Genomic DNA, 19,081 nt, shown 5'->3' with positions numbered 1-19,081 from the left:
CTGGCGCTATCCCGGCACAGCGGTCACGATGGGCGGCACGATGACCCTCAGCCCCGGGGACGCCGCACCGTGACGGCGACGAACCCGTGGGTCGCGCTGCCCGACGGTGGCCCCACCCCGGTGCTCACCCGCGGCCTGCGCGCCGCCCACGAGGCGCTCGTGACCCGGGCCGGCACCCGGCCCGACGCGCGGGTCCGGCCGGTGGTCTGGGACTCGTGGCGCCGCTCGCTGGGCAGCGGCATCGACCCCGACGGCGCGCTCCCGCCGGTCGACCTGCTCGACGACGACCTCGTCTCCTACCGGACCGCGCACCCGCTGGCCGCGGTGATGCCGGTCATCCGCCGGCTGCTCGTGGCCGACGCGGAGGCCGACCAGATGATCGTCGCGGTCACCGACGCGGCCGGCCGGATGCTCTGGGTGGAGGGCGACACCCGGCTGCGTGACCGGGCCGCGGGCATGCACTTCGTCGAGGGCGCGTCGTGGCACGAGGACGTCGCCGGCACGAACGCCCCCGGGACGGCGCTCGCCCTCGACCACGCCGTCCAGATCTACGGCAGCGAGCACTTCCGCCGGCCGGTGCAGCCGTGGAGCTGCTCGGCCGCACCCGTGCACGACCCGGTCACCGGCGCCCTGCTCGGCGCGATCGACGTGACCGGCGGCGACCACGTGGCCGGCCCGCACGTTCTCACCCTGGTTCGCGCCACCGCCGCGGCGGCCGAGTCCGAGCTGCGCTGGCTGTACCGCGACCAGGCGGGAGGTCGCCGGCCGGCCGTCGAGCACAGCGGCGCGCCCGTGCTGGAGGTCCTCGGCCGCGACCGGGCCCGGCTGACCACGGCGGGCGGGCAGCTGGAGCTGTCGCTGCGGCACTCGGAGCTCGTCGTCCTGCTGGCCGAGGCGGCTGCGGCGGGGGAGGGGCGCACCGCCGAGCAGCTGGCCGCGGAGTGCCATCCGGGCGACGCCGCGCCGGTCACCGTGCGGGCGGAGCTGTCCCGGCTGCGCCGGCTGGTCGGGAACGAGCTGGTCGGTTCGCGGCCCTACCGGCTGCTCGCGCCGCTGCGCAGCGATGCCGACGACGTCCGGCACCTGCTCGGCCGGGGCGCCGTGGGCGCTGCGCTGGACCGCTACCCCGGCGCGCTGCTGCCGCGGTCGGAGGCGCCAGGCGTGCGGGCAGCACGAGCCGGGCTCTCCGGTGCACTCCGCCAGGCGGTGCTCGCCACCGGCCGGGCCGAGCTGCTGGTGCGGTACGGACAGCTCCCCGAAGCCGCCGAGGACCTCCCCTTCTGGCAGGCCTGCCTGACGGTGCTGCCGGCCGGATCGGCGCGGCGCACGGCGGCTGCCGCCCGGGTCCAGCGGCTGCGGTTGCGCAGCCGGCGTGGCGTCAGCGCCCGATGACCACGGGCTGGGACGTGCCGATCTGCACCAGCCGCTCCACCGACGTCGCGATGTCGATGGTCCGCTCCTCCAGCCAGAACACGTAGGCGTCGCCGGGGGTCAGCCCGGCGAAGGTGACGGTCACCGCGCCGCAGTCGGCGGGCTGCCCGGCGTCCCGGGTGAGCGGGGCGCGCTGGACGCCGGACCGCAGGGTCTGGCTGACCGCGGACACGCGATAGCCGAGCACCTCCGCGCGTGCGCCGGCCTGCCAGGTCACCGTGGCCGACCCGCCCGGGCCCGGCTCCACACCCGGGGACACCCGACGGGGCGAGGTGTGCCCGCCGCACGGGGCCGGGCGCGGGTGCAGCTCCGGTGACCTGCCGACCCCCACGAACGGCGAGACGACCAGGCCGGTGCGCGTCGGCCGGGGCGGCTGCGGGACGGGCATCCCGGCGTCGGCCGCGATGGCGGCCTGCGCCGCAGCGGCGTCCTGGTCCACCACCGGCGCCGGGACGGCGGGCTCCGCGGCGACGGGCACCGGTGCGGACCGCGTCCACGGGGCGGCGGCCTGGGTCGGGGCCGGCGCCGTGGCCGCCGCCACCTCGACCGGCGGGGCGGCCGGAGCGCACGCGGTCAGCAGGCCGACGGCCGCCAGGGCGACGCCCACGCCACCCCGCCGGGTTCGCCCCGTACCGCCGCTCCAGCCCGCCATCGCCGCCCGCTCCCTCGTCGCCCGTCCGTGCCCGTCCCTCTGCATGGTCGGCACCGCGGCCGCACACCTTGACCCGGGAGCCCCACCCGTCACAGCGGCGGCCGTCCGACGTCCGCTGCAACGCGGTGCAACGTTCGGCGTGGCGCAGCTGCGGAGGATCGGCTTCGGTGTCTCCGCATGCGCGGGTGTGCGTGCGGCGGTGGCCCTTTCGCCGTCCTGATGGCGCAGATGAGCGTGGCCTAACCCCTGTGTCCGTTGTCACACTGCGGGCAGGCCGGCGGGCAACCGCGGCAGCGCATCCCTGCAACGGAGCGGAGACACACGTGACCCAGATCAATGTGCGGGTCGACGGGGCGTCCTACACGGACGACGTCGAACCCCGAACCCTGCTGGTCCACTACCTGCGAGAGACGCTCGGAAAGGTCGGCACCGTCGTCGGGTGCGACACCAGCAACTGCGGCGCCTGCACCGTCCACCTCGACGGTGAGGCGGTGAAGTCGTGCACCGTGCTGGCCGTCCAGGCCGACGGCTCGGCCGTCACCACCATCGAGGGCATCGCCGACGGCAGGACGCTGCACCCCATGCAGAAGGCGTTCCACGAGATGCACGGCCTGCAGTGCGGGTTCTGCACCCCGGGGATGATCATGGCCTCGATCGACCTGGTCGGCGACAACCCCGACCCCAGCGACTCCGAGGTCCGCGAGGGCATCGAGGGCAACCTCTGCCGCTGTACCGGCTACCAGAACATCGTGCGGGCCGTGCAGCAGGCGGCCGCGGAGATGCGCGGTGGCGAGGGCCGGCACGCCGCCCCGGCCGGCGCCGACGCGGGGGCGCAGGCATGACGGCCGTCGAGGACCCGACGAGCACCGCCGGAGCACCGGCCAACCAGGTCGGCCAGGCCCGCCTCCGCAAGGAGGACGCCCGGCTGATCACCGGGGACACCACCTGGACCGACAACATGACCTTGCCGGGGATGCTGCACCTGGCGGTGCTGCGCAGCCCGGTGGCGCACGCCCGGATCACCCACCTGGACGTCAGCGGCGCCGTCGACAGCCCCAACGTGGTCGCCGTCTTCACCGGCCGGGACCTCGCCGAGGAGCAGGGCTCGCTGCCCTGCGCCTGGCCCGTCACCCCGGACATGGTCAACCCCGGGCACCCCTCCATCGCGGTGGAGGAGGTCAACCACGTCGGTGAGGCCGTGGCGATCATCGTCGGCCGCTCCAAGGTCGCCGCCCAGGACGCCGTGGAGAAGATCGACGTCGACTACGAGCCGCTGCCGGTCGTGCTCGACATGGAGGAGGCCGTCCAGGACGGCTCCCCGTTGGTCCACGACCACACCTCGTCCAACACCAGCTACCACTTCGTCTTCGACGCCGGCGACGCCGGCACCGGGGGCGACACCGACCAGGCCTTCGCCGATGCCGATGTCACGGTCAGCCGCCGGTTCGTGCAGCAGCGGCTCATCCCGGCCTTCATGGAGCCCCGCTCGGTGGTCGTCCAGCCCTCGGGGGACAACTACACGATGTGGTCGGCCACCCAGATCCCGCACATCCTGCGGGTCATGGCGGCGATGGTCACCGGCATCCCCGAGCACAAGCTGCGGGTCATCGCCCCCGACGTGGGCGGCGGCTTCGGCGGCAAGCTGCAGGTCAACCCGGAGGAGGTGCTCTGCCTGCTGGTCGCCCGCCGGCTCGGAAAGCCGGTGAAGTGGACCGAGACCCGCAGCGAGTCGCTGATGACCGCCCACCACGGCCGCGACCAGGTGCAGTTCATCGACATCGCCGCCGACCGCGAGGGCAACGTCAAGGGCCTGCGGGTGCGGCTGCTGGCCGACATGGGCGCCTACCTGCGGCTGATCACCCCCGGGGTGCCGGCGCTGGGCGCGTTCATGTTCCCGGGCATCTACAAGTTCCCGGCGTACCGGTTCGAGTGCGACGGCGTATTCACCAACAAGGTGCCGACCGACGCCTACCGCGGTGCCGGCCGGCCGGAGGCGACGTTCGCCATCGAGCGGATCATGGACGAGCTCGCGGTGGAGCTCGGCATGGACCCGCTGGAGCTGCGCCGGAAGAACTGGATCAACGCCGAGGAGTTCCCGTTCACCACGGTGGCCGGGCTCCAGTACGACAGCGGTGACTATGGGATGGCCACCGACCAGGCGCTGGAGCTGCTGGGGTACGACGAGCTGCGCGCCGAGCAGCAGCGCCGCCGGGAGTCCGGCGACCCGGTCCAGCTGGGCATCGGCTTCTCCACCTTCACCGAGATGTGCGGTCTTGCTCCCTCCCGGGTGCTCGGCTCGCTCGCCTTCGGCGCCGGCGGCTGGGAGCAGGCCTCCATCCGCATGCTGCCCACCGGCAAGGTGGAGGTGGTCACCGGCTCCACGCCGCACGGGCAGGGGCACGAGACGGCGTGGAGCCAGATCGTCGCCGACCAGCTCGGCGTGCCGTTCGAGGACGTCGAGGTCCTGCACGGCGACACCGCGATCTCCTCCCGTGGCCTGGACACCTACGGGTCCCGGTCGCTGGTCGTCGGTGGCACGGCGGTGGTCAAGGCGGCGGAGAAGGTGGTCGCCAAGGCCCGCAAGATCGCCGCGCACCTCCTCGAGGCCAGCGAGGACGACCTGGAGTTCACCGGCGGCAAGTTCGCCGTCAAGGGGACGCCCGGCGCCGGCGTCGGCATCCAGGAGGTCGCGCTGGCCATCTTCGCCGCGCACGACTACCCCGAGGGCGTCGAGCCCTCGATCGACGCCGAGGCGACGTTCGACCCGGAGAACTTCTCCTTTCCGCACGGCACCCACCTGTGCGCCATGGAGGTGGACACCGAGACCGGGTTCGTGAAGATCCGCAAGTACGCCTGCGTGGACGACGTCGGCACGATCGTGAACCCGATGATCGTCGAGGGACAGGTGCACGGCGGGCTCGCCCAGGGCATCTCGCAGGCCCTGTACGAGGAGGCGATCTACGACGCCGACGGCAACCTGACCACCGGCACCTTCGTCGACTACCTGCTCCCCTCGGCCGCCGACCTGCCGCACTTCGACACCGGCAACACCGTGCACGCGGCGACCAGCAACCCACTGGGGGCCAAGGGGGTCGGCGAGGCCGGCTGCATCGCCAGCACCCCGGCGGTGGTCAACGCCGCGCTGGACGCCGTCCGGCACCTGGGGGTGTCCGACCTGCGGATGCCGCTCACCCCGGAACGGGTCTGGCGGGCGATCCACCAGGGCGGGGACGGCGGCGACCGCGCCACCGCCGGCACCAACGCCTACGGCGGAGCCTCGACCGAGACCACCGCCGGGGGTGGACGCCCCGCCTCTGAGTCCAACGCTTCGTCCCTGGGAGGAGACCGATGATCCGCGATCTCGACGGAGGAGAGAAGCCATGATCCCGGCTGCTTTCGCGTATGCCCGGCCGACCACCGTCGACGAGGCGCTGGAGGCCATCGCCAGCGGTGGCGAGGACGTGAAGGTGCTGGCCGGCGGCCAGTCGCTGATCCCGGTCATGCGGCTGCGGCTGGCCGCGCCGGAGACCGTCGTCGACCTCACCCGGGTCGCCGGGCTGCGCGGGGTACGGGAGGAGGGGGACGTGCTGGTCATCGGCGCGATGACCACCCACTCCGACATCCTCGCCGACCCGCTGATCGCGCAGTACGGGCAGCTGATCGCCCAGGCCACCGAGACGGTGGCCGACCGGCAGGTGCGCCACCGGGGCACCTTCGGCGGTGCGCTGGTGCACGCCGACCCGGCCGGGGACCTGCCGGCGGTCGCCCTGGCGCTGGACGCGGAGTTCGTCCTCGTCGGGCCGAACGGGCGGCGGACGGTCGGTGCCGCCGACTTCTTCGTCGACTACCTCACCACCACGCTGGAGGAGGGCGAGCTGCTCGTCGAGGTCCGGGTGCCCGAGCTCGCCGAGGCGGACGGCTGGGGCGTGCGGTACGAGAAGTTCAACCGGGTGGCCCAGGCGTGGTCGATCGTCGCGGTCGCCGCCGCGGTGCGCCGGGAGGGCGGCCGGATCGCGGAGGCGCGGATCGGGCTGACCAACATGGGCACCACCCCGCTGCGAGCCGGCGCCGCCGAGGCGGCGTTGGCCGGTGCCGACCTGAGCCTGGAGGCGGTCACCGCGGCCGCCGAACTGGCCGCGGAGGGCACCGAGCCCAGCAGCGACCTCAACGCCCAGGGCGACTACCGCCAGCACCTGGCCCGGGTGCTGACCAAGCGGGCGCTGACCGCCGCGGCCGGCCTGTAGCAGAAGGACCTCGTTGCCCCCACCGCTCGCGAGCTCGCGGCGGGCCCCTGCGACAAGGCCTGACCGGACCGGACCGGTCCGTCAGGCCCCGTCCCGGGTCCCGCCCTGAGCTTGCGAAGGGCGGGGAGGACGGGGTCCTTCTCCGGTCCGGTGTCCCCCGCGCGCGGGGGTTCCCGTCGCGTGGTCGGATGGCAGGTGCGCGACCCGGCCGCGCGGTAGCGTCGGCCCTGCCCCGAAACCGCCCCACCACCGCACGTTCCCGGCTCAGCCGTCGGTCTCCTGGCCCGGGAGGCGCGCGAGCCGCCCATCCTCGGAGGTCCTGCAGTGCAGCTGGAGAACTCGTTCACCGTCCCCCTGCCCATCGACGAGGCCTGGCGGGTGCTGATGGACATCGACCGGATCGCCCCGTGCATGCCCGGCGCGGTCCTCGACTCGGTCGACGGTGACGACTTCACCGGCCGGGTGAAGGTCAAGCTCGGGCCGATCAACCTCACCTACCAGGGCAAGGGCTCGTTCATCGAGCGCGACGAGGCCGCCCACAAGGCCGTCATCGACGCCCGCGGCAAGGACCAGCGGGGCAACGGCACGGCCTCCGCCATCGTCACCGCCAACCTCGCCAGCGAGGGCAGCGTGACCCGGGTGGACGTGCTCACCGATCTCAACATCACCGGCCGCCCGGCCCAGTTCGGCCGCGGCGTCATGACCGACGTCGGCAACAAGCTGCTCGGCCAGTTCGCCGACAAGCTGTCGGCCCAGCTGGCCAGTGGCGACCTCGGCGTCGACCCGTCCGCCGTCGACAGCGATGCCGCCTCCTCGACGCAGGAACCCAGCGCGACCGGCTCGGCCCGGGCCGCCGCCGGCAAGGCCGCCGGGAAGGCCGCCGCGACCACCGCCGGGGTGGTCGAGGAGGCCGCCGCCTCCGTCGAGGGCAGCGCCGGCAAGGGCACGCCGGCGAAGAAGGCCGGTGCCGCCGCGAGGACGTCGGCCGCGGCGGCCGCGGACGCCGCCGCCGAGGCCACCACCGAGGGCACCGGCGCCGTGACGCCGCCGAAGGCCCCGGTCCCGCCGCCGACCGTGCCGCCGGCGAAGTCGGCCGGCGCTCCCGGCGACGCCGCGACGTTCAAGGGCACCGGCACGGTGGAGGACGCCGCCGCCGCCGCCGAGCCGACCCCGATCAGCGCCGCGAAGAAGGCCCCCAGCAAGCCCCCGACGGGCACCACCGCGCCGCCGAGCAAGCCCGCCTCCGGTGGCCCGGCCCGCACCACCCCGCGGGCGGTGCCGGCCGAGCCCGAGGCGATCGACCTGCTCGACGTCGCCGGTGGGGCGGCGATGGCCCGCTACGCCGCCCCGGCCGGTGGCGTGCTGGCCGTGCTGCTGCTCATCCTGCTGGTCCGGCGCCGCCGCCGGAGCTGAAAGAGGACCCCCTCCTCCCCACCCCCCTCGCAAGCTCGGGGCGGTGCCCGGAAGGGGGCCTTCAGGCGTGCGGCGGGCCGGGCCCCTGCAGGAGGGCCACCGCAGTCAGAAGCGCGGCAGCCAGTCGACGGCGGCCGCGACCACCGCGGCCACGTCCCGGGTGAGCGCGTGGTCACCCGGGACGGCGCGCACCTCACCGGGGTGCCCGCCCAGCGCCGCGGTCACCTCCCCCGGCCGGCCGAAGGCGTCCCGCTCGCCCTGGACGACGAGCAGCGGGACGCCGACGCCCCGTAGCTCCCCGGCCCGGCTCTTCTCCGGTCGCCCCGGTGGGTGCAGCGGGAACGCCAGGGCGAGCACCCCGTCGGCGCACTGCTCCGCCGCCGTCCGGCAGGCCACCCGCGCGCCCGCGCTGCGGCCGCCGAGCACGAGCGCGCCGGCCAGGTCGCCGTCGGCCCGCAGCCCGGCCAGCACCGCCGTCCAGCCCTCGTCCAGCCGGGGCGGCGCCGGGGCGATCCTCTTCCCGGCCACCCGCCACGGCTGGTCCACCCGCAGCACCCGCCACCCGGCCGCCGCGGCACCGGCGGCCAGCGCGGTCAGGTCGGCCGCCGCTACCCCGCCTCCCGCGCCGGAGCCGAGCACCAGCGTGCCGCGGGGATCGTGGTCCGGTTCGTCGCGGTGCACCCGGGCCGGGCCCAGCGGCGTCCCGACCTCCCGTGGCCCGACCGCCGGCGTCACCGGGCCGGCGGGAGCGCGAGCAGGGCGTCGACCACCTCGACGAGCCCGGCGCCCTGCACGTGCGGCGGGTCGAGGACCTCCGCGTACACCCGCTCGGACCGGGAGGACACGAACCCGGTGGTGAGCCCGGCCCGCCGGGCGCCGAGCACGTCCCACGAGTGCGCCGCCACCAGCGCCATCCGGTCCGGGGCGACGGCGCAGACACCGGCCGCCCACAGGTAGGCCTCGCGGTTGGGCTTCCAGGCCCGGATCGACTCGCTGGACAGGCTGCGCTCCACCAGGGAGCTCACCCCACCGCGGGACAGCCCGGCCTCGGCGACGCCGGGCGAGCCGTGGGTGAGGGTGACGGCCCGGACGCCGGCCTCCTTCAGCCGGCGCAGCGCCGGCTCGACGTCCGGGTGCGGCGACAGCTCCAGGAAGGCGTCGGCGACCGCGGCGCGTTCGGCGCGGGTCAGGTCGGTCAGCTGGGCGAGCGAGGCCTCGAAGGCCCCCCGGAACGAGCACCAGGCCCCGACCGCAGCCGCCGCGAAGCCGGTGGCCAGGGTGCGGGAGAAGACGGTCGGCAGCAGGCCGGCGGGCTGGCCCAGCTCGACCAGCGTCGCCGCGACCGGGGCGAGATCGAGCAGCGTCTCGTTGACGTCGAAGGCGACGACCTGCGGGCGGGTGCGTTGGGTGGTCACGGCGTCGGCTGATCGCGCTCGTCGGCCGGCAGGTCGGTTCCGGCGTCGGCGGGGCGGCGGTAGTGGCCGGACGTCTTCTTGTAGATGAACCAACCCACGACGAGTGCGATCGCGGCGTAGATCACATAATCGATGACGTTCAGGTACTCGTAGATGACGTCGCCCAGCGCCACGCCCAGGCCGACGAGCAGGCTGTTCCAGATCAGGCTGCCGGCGGCGGTGTAGAGGAGGAACTGCCCGAACGGCATGTGGACGACGCCGGCCGGCACCGAGACGAAGCTGCGCACGATGGGCACCATCCGACCGAAGAACACCGCCGAGCGACCGTGCCGCTCGAACCACGCGAAGGTCCGGTCGACGTCCGCGGTCTCGACGAGCGGCAGCCGGTCGAGGAAGGCGTGCGAGCGGCGCGGCCCGAGTGCCTTGCCGACGAAGTAGAAGAAGATGGCGCCCAGGAGCGAGCCGAGCGTCGCGAAGGCGATGACCGGGACGACAGACATCTCACCGCCGCGGATGAGCACGCCGGCCAGCCCCAGCACCGCCTCGCTCGGGATCGGCGGGACGACCGTCTCGACCAGGATCGCGATGCCGACGCCGATGGGTCCCAGCGACTGCACCAGGTCGAGCAGGAAGCCGGTGATCCCGCCCTCGTCGGACGCGGCGGCAGCGAGGATGGACATGACTGCCACGGTATCCGCGCGCCGTGTGCGTCGCCGGGCCCGCCGGGCCGGGCGACAGTAGGTTCAGCGTCCATGCTGCAGCGCTTCACCGCCCGCGCCGTCGTCGTGGGGAACCGGGCGGGCACCGTCGTCCCCGACGCGGTGGTCGACGTCGAGGACGGGACGATCCGCTGGGTCGGGCCCGCCGCGGACGCCCCGCCGGCCGGCGACGCGCCGGTCACCCGGCTACCCGGCGTGCTCACCCCCGGCCTGGTCAACACCCACTCGCACGCGCCGATGGTGCTGTTCCGCGGCCAGGGCGAGGGGCTGCCGCTGGAGCGCTGGCTGCACGAGGTGATGTGGCCGCGCGAGGCGCGGTTGACCCCCGAGGACGTCGAGGTGGCGATGACCGCGGCGTCGGCGGAGCTGCTGCGGCACGGGGTGACCACCAGCATTGAGATGTACTTCCATCCCGAGCGGATCGCCGCCGCGGTGCGGGCCACCGGCGCGCGGTCGGTGATCGCCAACCCGCTGATCGCGCTGCCCGGCTTCGGCACCTTCGACGAGCAGCTGGAGACCGCCGTCCGGTTGTCGGCGCGCAGCGACGCCCAGGTCGAGTACGGGATCGGCCCGCACGCGGCGTACACCGTCCCGCTGCCGGTGCTCACCCGGGCGGCGGTGGCCGCCCGGGAGCACGACCTGCTGCTCACCGTGCACGTCGCCGAGACCACCACCGAGGGCCAGGACCTGCTGGACGCGCACGGTCTCAGCGTTCCGCAGCTGCTGGCGGCGCACGACGTGCTCGGCGGCCGGGTGCTGGCTGCGCACTGCGTGCACATGGACGACGGCGACCTGGAGCTCTGGCGGGAATACGACGTCGCCGTGGCGCACTGCCCGGGCAGCAACAGCAAGCTGGCCAGCGGTACCGCCCGGCTGCGCGACATGCTCGACCTCGGCATCCGGGTCGGGATGGGCACCGACGGGCCGGCGTCCAACGACAACCTCGACCTGTTCGAGGACCTGCGGCTGGCCGCCCAGCTGGCCCGGCTGCGCGAGCGGGACGCCACCGCGCTCACGGCGCCCGAGGCGTTCTGGCTGGCCACCGGTGCGGCCGCGGACGCGATCGGCCGCCCCGACCTCGGTCAGCTGACCGCCGGGCGGCGCGCGGACCTGGTGCACGTCGACAGCGAGGACATCGCGTTCGTGCCGGTCGGCGACGTCGGGGACCTGCTCACCCACCTGGTGTGGTCGGCCGGGTCGCGGCACGTGCGCGACACCTGGGTGGCCGGCCGTCGGCTCGTCGCCGACGGGGTCTCCACCACCGTGGACGAGGCGGCGCTGCGGGCTGACGTGCAGACCCGCGCGCTACGCCTGGCCGGCCGCTGAGGGCGTCGCGCCGGCCCGCGGAGGACTGTGCGTCGAGTGCCCGGTCCTGGCGGGATCCGGGCACCGGCCGCACAGTGCCTGCCGTGTCCACCGGGTCGGCTGTCCACAGCCACGGCTGCGGAGCGCCGCGCCGGCCCCCGGGGCGTCAGGCTCCCCGGCGTGGCGGTGGACCTGCGTGGCGTGATGGGTCCCGACGGCGTCCGGCGGATCGCCGACCTCGCGGGGCGGACCAGCTCGACGAGCGTGTCGCGGTGGGTGGCCGCCGGCCGGCTGGTCCGGCCGTTGCCGCACGTCGTCGTCCTGCCGGAGTGTGCGGAGGTGTGGCGCACCCGGGCGATGGCCGCCGTGCTGTCCACCGACGGCGTGCTGAGCCACCACACCGCGCTGTCGACCTGGCGGCTGGCCCCGGAGGCCGATCGCGTGCACGTGTCCATCGATGCGCGCCGGCGAGCGCCGGCCCGGGCACGCCAGCTGACCGTGCACCGGGTGACCGACCTGTCCGGCACCCGGGTGCGCGGGCTCCCGGTCACGCCGCCGGCCCGGACGCTGGTGGACGCCTGGGGTCAGGCGCACAGCGGCCGGCGTTCGCTCCGTTTCCCGGCCGTCGCCCGGGCCGCCGTCATCACCGCGGTCCGCACTCGGCGGGCCGGGGTCCCGGCGATCCGCCGCGAGCTGGAACGGCGCCCGGAGCTGCCCGGCCGCGCGGCGCTGGCCGCGCTCCTGACCCTGGTGGCGGGCGGGTCGCAGAGCGAGCTCGAAATCTGGGGGATGGAACACGTGCTCGCCGTTTCCGGCCTGCCACCGTGCCGCCAGCAGCACCGGGTTCCCCTGCCCGGTGGCCTGGCGGTCCTGGACGCGGCCTGGCCAGAGGTCCTGCTGGCGGTGGAGCTCGACGGCGCCGCCTTCCACGGGAGCCCGGCGGCTCGTGAGCGTGACCTGCGACGGGACGCGGCGTTGGCCGCGCTGGGCTGGCTGGTGCTGCGGTTCAGCTACGCCCGGCTCACCCACGAACCGGCTGCCTGCCGGGCGGAGATCGCCGCGGCCCATCGGCGGCGGCTGGACCTGGTCCGCCGCTGAGGGCGGCCGCCCGCCGGCACTGTGCGCCAGTGGACCGTTCTGCCGGTGGAGTGGGGCCCCCAGCGCACAGTGCCAGCCCGGCGGGACGTCAGGCCCGCAGCGAGACGGTCTCCCCGCGGCCGACGGCGCGGATCTCACCGGGCGCCTGCCGGTCGGCCACCTCGGCCACGAAGTCGCCGAGCGGGCTCTTGAACAGCCCGTAGTCGTCGTAGTGCACCGGCACGGTGACCGGCGGCTTGAGCAGCTCCACCAGGTCGGCGCCCTGCCGGGCGTCCATGGTCACGGTGATGCCGGCGATCCTGGTGCCGCCCAGGTGCGGAACGAGCACGTCGAGCGGGCCGCAGCGCTCCAGCACCTCGCCGAGCACCGGGCGGAACAGGGTGTCGCCGCTGACGTACCCCCGCCAGGTCACCTCGCTGCCGGCGGCGCCGCCACGCACCAGCTCCAGCACGCTGCCCATCACCTGCGGCAGAAGCCGGGCGAGCGGGCCGGGGCCGTGCACCCCGGGGACGCTGGTGATCCGCAGGGTGTCGGTGCCCGAGCTGAGCTCGTGGGTCTGCCAGGCGCGCAGGTCGGCGGTGGCGGTGAAGCCCCGCTTCTCCAGGCAGCCGGCTGCCTCCGGCGTCGTCACCACCGGGGTCTCCTTCGGCAGCGAGCGGGTGGCGATGCGGTCCCAGTGGTCACCGTGCATGTGCGACAGCAGGACGGCGTCCAGCGCCGGGAGCTGGGCGGGCACCAGCGCGGGATCGGTCAGCCGCCGGCTGCGCAGCCCGTAGCCCAGGTGCGCCCACTGGCCCCGGTGCAGGAAGTTCGGGTCGGTCAGCAGGGTGAACGGCCCGATCCGCAGCAACGTGGTGGCGGTGCCGCCGAAGGTGAGCGTGACGTCGTCCTGAGGGTCGGCCATGCCCCCGACTACCCGCGGCCGCGCGGTCCTGCACGTGGCCCGCTCCCGGGGTCCTTCAACTGGTAGACACGGACCCGTGTCCGAGACCCGTTCCGTCGACGAGTCCTTTCTCGCCCTGCCGCTGTCCGCGCTCACCGAGGCGGCGCTGACCCGCGCGGTCGACCTGGGCTGCGAGCACGCCGACCTGCGGGTCGAGCGGATCCGCACCCAGGCGATCCGGCTGCGCGACGCCCGGCTCGAGGCGCTGGCCGACGGGCAGGACCTCGGCCTGGCCGTCCGCGTCGTGCACGAGGGCACCTGGGGCTTCGCCGCCGGCGTGGTGCTCACCGCGGCCGAGGCGGTCCGGCTGGCCGAGGAGGCCGTCGCCGTCGCCCGGGTGTCCGCCGCGATGAACACCGACCGCGTCGAGCTCGCTCCCGAACCGGTGTACGTCGACGCCGAGTGGGTGTCGGCCTACCAGGTCGATCCGTTCGCCGTTCCCGACGGAGAGAAGACCGGGCTGCTCACCGAGCTGTCCGAGCAGCTGCTGGCCGCCGACGGCGTCGAGCACGTGCAGACCAGCGTCCTGCAGGTCAAGGAGCAGAAGTACTACGCCGACACGGCCGGCACCCGCACCCGCCAGCAGCGGGTGCGCCTGCACCCGGAGTTCACCGCGCTCACCGTCGACCGGTCGACCGGCGCCTTCGAGTCGATGCGCACGCTGGCCCCGCCGGTCGGGCGCGGCTGGGAGTTCCTGACCGGCGACGGCTGGAACTGGCGCAGCGAGCTCGCCGAGCTGCCCGAACTGCTGCGCGAGAAGACGAAGGCGCCCACGGTCGAGCCGGGCCGCTACGACCTGGTGGTCGACCCGTCGAACCTGTGGCTGACCATCCACGAGTCGATCGGGCACGCCACCGAGCTCGACCGCGCGCTCGGCTACGAGGCCGCCTACGCCGGCACCTCGTTCGCCACCGTCGACAAGCTCGGCACCCTGCAGTACGGCTCGCCGCTCATGCACGTCACCGGCGACCGGACGGCCGAGCACGGGCTGTCCACGGTCGGCTGGGACGACGAGGGCGTGGCCGGCCAGCAGTGGGACCTCATCCGCGACGGCGTGCTGGTCGGCTACCAGGTCGACCGCAACATGGCCCGGCTGCGCGGCATGGCACGGTCCAACGGGTGCGCGTTCGCCGACTCCGCGGCCCACGTGCCGGTGCAGCGGATGGCCAACGTGTCGCTGCAGCCGGCTCCCGACGGGCCCTCGACCGAGGAGATCATCGGCGGGGTCGAGCGCGGCATCTACGTGCTCGGCGACAAGAGCTGGTCGATCGACATGCAGCGGTACAACTTCCAGTTCACCGGCCAGCGGTTCTACCGGATCGAGAACGGCCGGTTGGCCGGCCAGCTCCGCGACGTGGCCTACCAGGCGACGACGACGGACTTCTGGAACTCGATGAGCGTCGTCGGCGGCCCGCAGACCTACGTGCTCGGCGGCGCCTTCAACTGCGGCAAGGCCCAGCCGGGTCAGGTGGCGCCGGTGAGCCACGGCTGCCCCAGCGCCCTGTTCGAGAACACGAACATCCTCAACACCGCCCAGGAGTCCGGCCGATGAGCTCGCAGATGCCCCAGGAGCTGGTCGAGCGCGCGCTGGACGCCTCGACCGCCGACGGGCAGGTCGCCTACGTCGTGGAGAGCTCGGAGGCCAACCTCCGCTGGGCCGGCAACAGCCTGACCACCAACGGTGCGATGCGCTCGCGGCAGGTCGTCGTCATCTCCTTCGTCGACGGCGGCGCCGGCATGGCGACGGGCACGGTGGCCCGCACCGGGACGCCGGACATCGCCGAGCTGGTGGCCGCCAGCGAGCAGGCCGCCCGCGACGCCGGGCCGGCCGAGGACGCGATGCCGCTGATCAGCGACGTCCCGCCAGGTGCCGGCGACTGGGATGCCGAGGCCGCGCAGACCTCGATCGACGTGTTCGCCGACTTCGCCCCCGCCCTCGGCGCGGCCTTCGGCGACGCCCGTGACCGCAGCGAGCTGCTGTTCGGGTTCGCCGAGCACCAGCTCGCGACCACCTACCTGGGCACCTCCACCGGTCTGCGGCTGCGGCACGACCAGCCCACCGGCCGGGTCGAGCTGAACGGCAAGGCCGCCGACTTCAGCCGCTCGGTATGGGCCGGCGTGGGCACCCGCGACTTCACCGACGTCTCCGTCGCCGGCCTGGCCGCCGAGGTCGCGCGGAAGATGGCCTGGTCGCAGCGGAAGGTGGAGCTGCCGGCCGGGCGGTACGAGACGCTGCTGCCGCCGTCCGCGGTCAGCGACCTGATGGTCTACGCGCACTGGACCATGGAGGCGCGCGACGCCGACGAGGGGCGCAACGTCTACGCCAGGGCCGGCGGCGGCAACCGGATCGGCGACCGGCTGGCGGCGCTGCCGCTGACCCTGCGCAGCGACCCGCACGCGCCGGGGCTGGAGTGCAGCCCGTTCCAGGTGGTCGGCGGGTCGTCGGGCTCGGCGTCGGTGTTCGACAACGGCATGGCCACCCCGGCGGTCGACTGGATCTCCGGTGGGGTGCTGACCAACCTGATCCGGCCGCGGGCGTGGGCGCTGCGGACGACGGCCCCGGCGACCGCGGCCGTCGACAACCTCATCCTGGAGGATCGGGCCGCCACCGCCACGCAGGCCGAGCTGATCGCGGCGACCGAGCGCGGCCTGCTGCTGACCACGCTCTGGTACATCCGCGAGGTCGACCCGCAGACCCTGCTGCTCACCGGGCTCACCCGGGACGGCGTGTTCCTCGTCGAGAACGGCGAGGTCACCGGGGCGGTGAACAACTTCCGGTTCAACGAGTCACCGGTCGACCTGCTGGGCCGGGCCACCCAGGCCAGCGTTACCGAGCGGACGCTGCCCCGGGAGTGGAACGACTGGTTCACCCGGGCGGCGATGCCGATGCTGCGGGTGCCGGACTTCAACATGAGCTCGGTCAGCCCGGCCAGCTGACGCATTGCCGGCTGAGGGCGACGGACCGCCGCGGTCAGTCGTCCTCGTGCCGCAGGTCCCGGTCGGTCTGCCCGGGGTCCGGGCTGGACGAGGCCATGGCCGGGTCGACCGGGTTGCCGGTGGGCTCGGTGCCCTGGGTCTGCGCGTCGTCGCTGGTCGGCTCGGTGCTGGGGTCGTGCTCGGGGGTGGACATGCCCCGGGTCGTACCCATCCGGCGGCACGTCGGAACCGGTGGTTAGCCGACGTCCGGGCCGACCTCGGCGGGGTCCGGCGTGCGGAACGGGGTGTCCGCCGGGGGATCGGCGTCCGGCGCGCCGGACGCCTGCTCCGGAGCGTCCGGCTCCTCGCCGGCGATCCCGAAGCCCTCGGCCGGCGGCGGTGCGCCCGTGCCGGCATCGGCGGCCGGGATGCCGTCGTCCCCGCCGGGCAGGTTGGGCTCCATCGGTGCTGTCATCGACATGGGCCGGTCGGTACCCCGGTGGAGAGCGGTCATCCCACGGCCGGCGTACCCGTGGTCCACCGGGCCGGGGTGCGATCGCCCCTGGTTCGGCACCCGGAGGTGAGGTCCAGATCACTGCCAGGCAGACTCTGGCCGACCGGCCCGGCGCCGGACAGCCGCCGCAGCCCAGCGCCCCGGGCGCTGCCGGTTGCGGGCGGGACGTTTCTGCTCGGATGAGAACGGGGCACATGGGACTCGAGTGCCGTACGGGTTGGAAGAAACACCGAGTAGGCGTGTCCCAGCGCGTCTGCCCGGGTACGGAGCGTAGTTCAGCTGTACTTCTCGTGAGCCGATGACCACTCCCTGCAGTCAAGCCAGGGACGGCGAGGGGAGCCTCAGATGACGTACCAGCAGAAGCCGTCGATCTTCCAGCTCGGCAGCGTGCACGAGAGCGGTGCGTCGGTCATCGTCTCCGGCTGGGGGCTGGGCATGTGCGCCTCGGGGTGCCGCTGCCACCGGAACCCCGCCGACGGCCAGCTGGCCCTCGCCGAGGACCAGGCCGGCGGCAGCCTCGGCCTCCGCAGCTTCGCCCCGGACGGCCAGTGCGATTGCTGCGAGGCGTGGACCTCCGGCGAGCTGCTGGCCATCCTGCGCGACGTCGCCGCCGTCGGTGCCCTGGAGTCCCAGGAGCCGGCCGCCGGCTGATCGCTCACCCCGTCGCCCGGGCACCGCGGTGCCCGGCCGGCGGAATCCTCCGGTCGGGCGCATCCCGACGTGCGCCGACGGCCGATTCCGCGCGACGTCGCCCGGGTAGCCCCGTCCCCATGTGGGGACGAGCAGCACTGCGCGGCGCCCTGGCCGGCCTGGCCGGCGTCGCGGTGATGACCGCCGGCGAGAAGCTGGAACAGCACCTGACGGCCCGGCCGAGTTCCTACGTGCCGGCCCGCACGCTCACCGCGCTGACCACCGGACGGCGGCTCCCCGAGTCCGCGCGCCCGCCGGTGCGCAACCATCTGATGCACTGGGGCACCGGTGCCACCCTGGGCGCGCTGCGCGGCATCTGGTCGGCCGCCGGCCTCCGCGGCTGGCGCGCCTCGGCCTGGCACGCCTCGGTCCGGCTGGCCACCGACCAGACCCTGGAGAACGCGACCGGCGTGGGATCACCGCCGTGGACGTGGTCCCGGCAGGACCTGGTCGTCGACCTGCTGCACAAGGCCGTCTACTCCCTCGCCACCGGCCTCGTCGCCGACCGCCTCATACCTCCTGAACGGTCGTCGCGGGTGACTCCCGGGGCGGATGTGGCGCGTGGGACAGGAGGTTTGTGGGACTGAGCCCGTCTGAGCGCGCCGAGCCGACGCTGCGCCGCCGCGCCCTTACGTTCCGTCCCGACGCGCTGGTCTCCTGACTCCCCCTCCAGGGGTGCGGCGAGCGCAGAGGGAGGCCCGGTGACCCGCTCGACCGCCCGCGGATGGACCCGTGCCGCGGCACTGGCCGTGACCGCCGGGATCACCGTCGTCCTGACCCCGGGCCTAGCGCCGGCCGCCCCGCCGGCCACCGCCGACCAGGCCCGCCAGGCCGTCGTCGACGCCGGCGCCCAGCTCCGCGAGATCGACGAGCAGGTGCACGAGGCCGAGGCGACCGCCGAGCAGCAGCAGGCCGCCGCCGCGGCCGCGGGCCAGGCGGCCGCGCAGGCCCAGGTCGCCGTCGACGCCCTGGCTCCGCAGCTCCGGGCGATCGCCTACGCCGGCTACACCGGCTCCACCCGGACCAAGATCGCTGCGTTCCTCACCAGCTCGTCGGCCGACGACCTGATCCAGCAGCTGTCCACCCTCGACCGGCTCGCCGTGCACGCCGACGGCGTCGTCGCCCGGGTCGCCGTCGCCCGCGACGCCGCCACCGAGGCGCAGGCGGCCGCGGCCGCCGCGGCCGCCGCGGCCACCGCAGCGGCGGCCGAGCTGGCCGAGCGCAAGGAGGTGCTGGAGGACGAGCTGGCCGGCTTCGAGGCCGACCTCGCCCGCCTCACCGCCGCCGACCAGGTGCGGGTGCAGAACACCCTCAGCGGCCCCGTGCTGAACGCCGCCAACCCGGCCCCCGCACCCACCGCGGCCGCCGGGGCGGCCGTGCAGACGGCGCTGGGCCAGCTCGGTGACCGGTACGTGCCCGGCGCCACGGGCCCGGACGCCTTCGACTGCTCCGGACTGACCACGTACGCCTACGCCGCCGCCGGGATCACCCTGCCGCGCTCGAGCCGGGCCCAGTCGACCATCGGCGTCCCGGTGTCCCGGGCCGACCTGCAGCCCGGCGACCTGGTCTTCTTCTACACCCCGATCAGCCACGTGGGCCTCTACATCGGCAACGGCCAGATGGTGCACGCCAGCGTGCCCGGCCGCCCCGTCGCGGTGACCAGCGTGGACAAGGGCGGCTACGTGAAGGCCGTCCGCGTCACCGCCTAGACCCGCCGCGCCGTTTCGGCGGCGGCACGATC

General features: G+C 74.7%; 19 protein-coding genes. 12 read left to right on the top strand and 7 right to left on the bottom strand.

The window, feature by feature from the left end; all coding sequences use genetic code 11:
- Nucleotides 1-69: 69 nt before the first annotated feature.
- Nucleotides 70-1,392, top strand: a complete 1,323-nt coding sequence (locus ACYVG5_RS12225) for a sigma-54-dependent transcriptional regulator family protein (RefSeq protein ID WP_222049786.1) — start codon at nucleotides 70-72, stop codon at nucleotides 1,390-1,392.
- Here ACYVG5_RS12225 and ACYVG5_RS12220 read toward each other — a convergent pair.
- On the bottom strand, nucleotides 1,379-2,038 hold the full coding sequence (locus ACYVG5_RS12220; protein WP_460683217.1) for a hypothetical protein: 660 nt from the start codon (nucleotides 2,036-2,038) through the stop codon (nucleotides 1,379-1,381). The two genes, ACYVG5_RS12225 and ACYVG5_RS12220, sit on opposite strands and share 14 nt — an antisense overlap.
- Nucleotides 2,039-2,406: 368 nt before the next feature.
- Between ACYVG5_RS12220 and ACYVG5_RS12215 the strand changes: the two genes are divergently transcribed.
- The 4 genes from ACYVG5_RS12215 (at nucleotide 2,407) to ACYVG5_RS12200 (ending at nucleotide 7,740) form a co-directional block, all read left to right on the top strand.
- Nucleotides 2,407-2,925, top strand: coding sequence for a (2Fe-2S)-binding protein (locus tag ACYVG5_RS12215; RefSeq protein WP_222049784.1), 519 nt, complete (start codon nucleotides 2,407-2,409; stop codon nucleotides 2,923-2,925).
- Nucleotides 2,922-5,435 (top strand): molybdopterin cofactor-binding domain-containing protein, encoded by a 2,514-nt coding sequence (locus ACYVG5_RS12210; protein ID WP_222049783.1) that lies wholly within the window; start codon nucleotides 2,922-2,924, stop codon nucleotides 5,433-5,435. Before ACYVG5_RS12215 ends, ACYVG5_RS12210 begins: the two co-directional genes overlap by 4 nt.
- Before the next feature lie 28 nt (nucleotides 5,436-5,463).
- The gene (locus tag ACYVG5_RS12205) at nucleotides 5,464-6,327 is read left to right on the top strand and encodes an FAD binding domain-containing protein (protein ID WP_222049782.1); all 864 of its coding nucleotides are present in this window, start codon (nucleotides 5,464-5,466) and stop codon (nucleotides 6,325-6,327) included.
- 324 nt (nucleotides 6,328-6,651) lie between these two features.
- A complete protein-coding gene (locus tag ACYVG5_RS12200) occupies nucleotides 6,652-7,740 on the top strand; it encodes an SRPBCC family protein (protein ID WP_222049781.1) in 1,089 nt (362 codons plus the stop codon).
- Nucleotides 7,741-7,845: 105 nt separating this feature from the next.
- Here ACYVG5_RS12200 and ACYVG5_RS12195 read toward each other — a convergent pair whose 3' ends face one another.
- From ACYVG5_RS12195 to ACYVG5_RS12185, 3 genes are read right to left on the bottom strand one after another with little or no spacing between them, the layout of a single operon-like run.
- Nucleotides 7,846-8,475, bottom strand: a complete 630-nt coding sequence (locus ACYVG5_RS12195; RefSeq protein ID WP_222049780.1) for an alpha/beta hydrolase family protein — start codon at nucleotides 8,473-8,475, stop codon at nucleotides 7,846-7,848.
- The gene (locus ACYVG5_RS12190; protein WP_222049779.1) at nucleotides 8,472-9,155 is read right to left on the bottom strand and encodes an HAD-IA family hydrolase; all 684 of its coding nucleotides are present in this window, start codon (nucleotides 9,153-9,155) and stop codon (nucleotides 8,472-8,474) included. The genes ACYVG5_RS12195 and ACYVG5_RS12190 overlap by 4 nt, the downstream gene beginning before the upstream one ends.
- A complete protein-coding gene (locus ACYVG5_RS12185; RefSeq protein ID WP_222049778.1) occupies nucleotides 9,152-9,835 on the bottom strand; it encodes a DedA family protein in 684 nt (227 codons plus the stop codon). The genes ACYVG5_RS12190 and ACYVG5_RS12185 overlap by 4 nt, the downstream gene beginning before the upstream one ends.
- 72 nt (nucleotides 9,836-9,907) lie before the next feature.
- Here ACYVG5_RS12185 and ACYVG5_RS12180 point away from each other — a divergent pair, with 72 nt between their 5' ends.
- The gene (locus ACYVG5_RS12180) at nucleotides 9,908-11,200 is read left to right on the top strand and encodes an amidohydrolase family protein (RefSeq protein ID WP_222049777.1); all 1,293 of its coding nucleotides are present in this window, start codon (nucleotides 9,908-9,910) and stop codon (nucleotides 11,198-11,200) included.
- Between the two features lie 159 nt (nucleotides 11,201-11,359).
- Nucleotides 11,360-12,277 carry a DUF559 domain-containing protein gene (locus tag ACYVG5_RS12175; RefSeq protein ID WP_222049776.1) on the top strand — a complete coding sequence of 306 codons (918 nt, stop codon included), beginning with the start codon at nucleotides 11,360-11,362 and terminating at the stop codon, nucleotides 12,275-12,277.
- 88 nt (nucleotides 12,278-12,365) lie between these two features.
- On the opposite strand, the gene ACYVG5_RS12170 is transcribed toward ACYVG5_RS12175, so the two are convergent.
- Complete coding sequence (locus ACYVG5_RS12170; protein WP_460683216.1) at nucleotides 12,366-13,181, bottom strand: MBL fold metallo-hydrolase; 816 nt, start codon at nucleotides 13,179-13,181, stop codon at nucleotides 12,366-12,368.
- 76 nt (nucleotides 13,182-13,257) lie between these two features.
- Between ACYVG5_RS12170 and ACYVG5_RS12165 the strand changes: the two genes are divergently transcribed.
- Nucleotides 13,258-14,772 carry a TldD/PmbA family protein gene (locus ACYVG5_RS12165; protein WP_222050672.1) on the top strand — a complete coding sequence of 505 codons (1,515 nt, stop codon included), beginning with the start codon at nucleotides 13,258-13,260 and terminating at the stop codon, nucleotides 14,770-14,772.
- Nucleotides 14,769-16,157: a metallopeptidase TldD-related protein gene (locus ACYVG5_RS12160; RefSeq protein WP_222050673.1), complete on the top strand. Its 1,389-nt coding sequence runs from the start codon at nucleotides 14,769-14,771 to the stop codon at nucleotides 16,155-16,157. The genes ACYVG5_RS12165 and ACYVG5_RS12160 overlap by 4 nt, the downstream gene beginning before the upstream one ends.
- A 34-nt stretch (nucleotides 16,158-16,191) precedes the next feature.
- On the opposite strand, the gene ACYVG5_RS12155 is transcribed toward ACYVG5_RS12160, so the two are convergent.
- Together ACYVG5_RS12155 and ACYVG5_RS12150 are read right to left on the bottom strand one after the other, a co-directional pair.
- Entirely contained in the window at nucleotides 16,192-16,368 is a 177-nt protein-coding gene (locus ACYVG5_RS12155) for a hypothetical protein (protein ID WP_222050674.1), read from the bottom strand.
- A gap of 24 nt (nucleotides 16,369-16,392) precedes the next feature.
- A complete protein-coding gene (locus tag ACYVG5_RS12150; protein WP_222050675.1) occupies nucleotides 16,393-16,617 on the bottom strand; it encodes a DUF2339 domain-containing protein in 225 nt (74 codons plus the stop codon).
- A 378-nt stretch (nucleotides 16,618-16,995) separates the two neighbouring features.
- On the opposite strand from ACYVG5_RS12150, the gene ACYVG5_RS12145 reads away from it, so the two are divergent.
- The 3 genes from ACYVG5_RS12145 to ACYVG5_RS12135 all read left to right on the top strand — a co-directional run bounded on the left by ACYVG5_RS12145 (nucleotide 16,996) and on the right by ACYVG5_RS12135 (nucleotide 19,049).
- Nucleotides 16,996-17,301, top strand: a complete 306-nt coding sequence (locus tag ACYVG5_RS12145; protein ID WP_222050676.1) for a hypothetical protein — start codon at nucleotides 16,996-16,998, stop codon at nucleotides 17,299-17,301.
- Nucleotides 17,302-17,420: 119 nt separating this feature from the next.
- Nucleotides 17,421-17,927, top strand: coding sequence for a hypothetical protein (locus tag ACYVG5_RS12140; RefSeq protein WP_222050677.1), 507 nt, complete (start codon nucleotides 17,421-17,423; stop codon nucleotides 17,925-17,927).
- A gap of 114 nt (nucleotides 17,928-18,041) precedes the next feature.
- Nucleotides 18,042-19,049, top strand: coding sequence for a C40 family peptidase (locus ACYVG5_RS12135; RefSeq protein ID WP_222050678.1), 1,008 nt, complete (start codon nucleotides 18,042-18,044; stop codon nucleotides 19,047-19,049).
- Nucleotides 19,050-19,081: the final 32 nt, after the last annotated feature.

It is taken from the genome of Modestobacter lapidis, assembly GCF_054780755.1.
Note: the sequence above shows the minus strand (reverse complement) of the source record. Positions and strands in the feature narration are given on the sequence as shown.

Excerpts from the sequence above, each read along its gene's own strand:
- ACYVG5_RS12210 (WP_222049783.1), top strand. The coding sequence starts at position 2,922 with ATGACGGCCGTCGAGGACCCGACGAGCACCGCCGGAGCACCGGCCAAC.
- ACYVG5_RS12205 (WP_222049782.1), top strand. The coding sequence starts at position 5,464 with ATGATCCCGGCTGCTTTCGCGTATGCCCGGCCGACCACCGTCGACGAG.
- ACYVG5_RS12185 (WP_222049778.1), bottom strand. The coding sequence starts at position 9,835 with ATGTCCATCCTCGCTGCCGCCGCGTCCGACGAGGGCGGGATCACCGGC.
- ACYVG5_RS12180 (WP_222049777.1), top strand. The coding sequence starts at position 9,908 with ATGCTGCAGCGCTTCACCGCCCGCGCCGTCGTCGTGGGGAACCGGGCG.
- ACYVG5_RS12170 (WP_460683216.1), bottom strand. The coding sequence starts at position 13,181 with ATGGCCGACCCTCAGGACGACGTCACGCTCACCTTCGGCGGCACCGCC.
- ACYVG5_RS12160 (WP_222050673.1), top strand. The coding sequence starts at position 14,769 with ATGAGCTCGCAGATGCCCCAGGAGCTGGTCGAGCGCGCGCTGGACGCC.
- ACYVG5_RS12155 (WP_222050674.1), bottom strand. The coding sequence starts at position 16,368 with ATGGGTACGACCCGGGGCATGTCCACCCCCGAGCACGACCCCAGCACC.
- ACYVG5_RS12150 (WP_222050675.1), bottom strand. The coding sequence starts at position 16,617 with ATGTCGATGACAGCACCGATGGAGCCCAACCTGCCCGGCGGGGACGAC.
- ACYVG5_RS12145 (WP_222050676.1), top strand. The coding sequence starts at position 16,996 with ATGACGTACCAGCAGAAGCCGTCGATCTTCCAGCTCGGCAGCGTGCAC.
- ACYVG5_RS12140 (WP_222050677.1), top strand. The coding sequence starts at position 17,421 with ATGTGGGGACGAGCAGCACTGCGCGGCGCCCTGGCCGGCCTGGCCGGC.